Source organism: Pseudomonas sp. C 49-2, assembly GCF_003970195.1.
Classification (GTDB): domain Bacteria; phylum Pseudomonadota; class Gammaproteobacteria; order Pseudomonadales; family Pseudomonadaceae; genus Aquipseudomonas; species Aquipseudomonas canadensis.
The window spans coordinates 1-1,325 of sequence record NZ_RXYG01000037.1; the positions used below are offsets into that span (position 1 = coordinate 1).

1 protein-coding gene is annotated in these 1,325 nt (G+C 53.3%); it reads right to left on the reverse strand.

All coding sequences use genetic code 11. The features are described 5' to 3' along the window. Window positions 1-245: 245 nt before the first annotated feature. Window positions 246-1,262, reverse strand: coding sequence for an IS110 family transposase (locus EJ576_RS29615; protein ID WP_126571765.1), 1,017 nt, complete (start codon window positions 1,260-1,262; stop codon window positions 246-248). Window positions 1,263-1,325: the final 63 nt, after the last annotated feature.

A 1,325-nucleotide genomic window follows, 5' to 3' on the forward strand; every position in this document is an offset into this window, starting at 1 on the left:
AAATGTATGGTCAGCCCACCTTTTGCTATCCAGTCACGATGAACGGTAAATCAGGCTTGCGCTAATGTATCCGGGCTCCTTGTGAGCGCGGTTACGCGCTCGGCCCTTGATGAGTATCCGCTCCTGCCTGTCCTGAAAAGGGCTTCAGCTTAGATAGCTATTTTGCTTATCAGGTTCTCAGCCAGGGTATCTGCCGTTTATCGCCATCACTTACTGACGTCGCAAAAGCCGGTGGTAAAACTGGATTACGCGGTGAAATGTCCGTTGTAGGTGCCACCTTTGGTCAACAGCGCCCAGATGATCCTGGCCATTTTATTAGCCAGCGCACAAGCAACTTTGTTGAGAGGTTTTCGAGCCAGTAGATTTCTGGCCCAGACGCCAAGGGCGTCGTTTCGTTTGTCGATTCGATAAAGCAAGGTTTGGGCGCCCTGCATCAACAAGGTTCGCAAATACCTGTCCCCACGCTTGCTGATACCCAGCAACGTGGTTTGCCCTCCGGTCGAGTATTGCCGTGGCACCAGCCCCAACGAAGCCGAAAAATCTCGGGACGATTTGTATATCGAAGCGTCCCCGACATCGGCCACCAGCGCGCTAGCGATGAGGGGGCCGATGCCGGGGATGCTCTGTAATCTTTTACCAGCGTCACTCCCGTTTACCTGCTGCTTGATCTCGGTATCCAGCGCTTTGATTTCGCTGGTCAATTGGCGAATGTCATCAAGCATCCGATTGATAGCCTGGCGCAGGCGCAGAGGTAGATTGTGCTCTTCCATCAATGCAGGAACCCGCTCCAATGCGGCATAGCCGGCAGGAAAGATAACGCCAAACTCCAGTAAGAATCCGTGCACCTGGTTGATCACGCCAGTGCGTCGACTCACCAGTGATTTACGCAGTTTATGTACGGTCGACAGCACCTGCTGGTCAACCGATTTCACCTGCACAGAGCGTGTCCTGGGGCGTGATGCGGCCTCGCAGATAGCCTCGGCATCAATGAAGTCGTTCTTGTTGCCGGTGACGTAAGCCTTCACATGCTGCGGCGCAATCAGTTGGACCTGATGACCGAGCTTGGTGATTTCTCTGGCAAGAAACTGTGATCCGCCACAGGATTCCATGGCAACTTTGCAGGGTGGCATTTGTGCAAGTAATGGCAGTAACTGGCTACGATTGAGCTTTTTGCGCAGTACCTGATGGCCTTGTGCGTCTTGGCCGTGCAAGTGGAAGCTATTCTTGCCAATGTCGATGCCTAGAATCGTTACGCTGTTCATGAGAAAGCCTCCTCAGGAAAAGTGAGAACCTCAGTAGTGTAGACCTGAGGTTCTCGCCGGGCT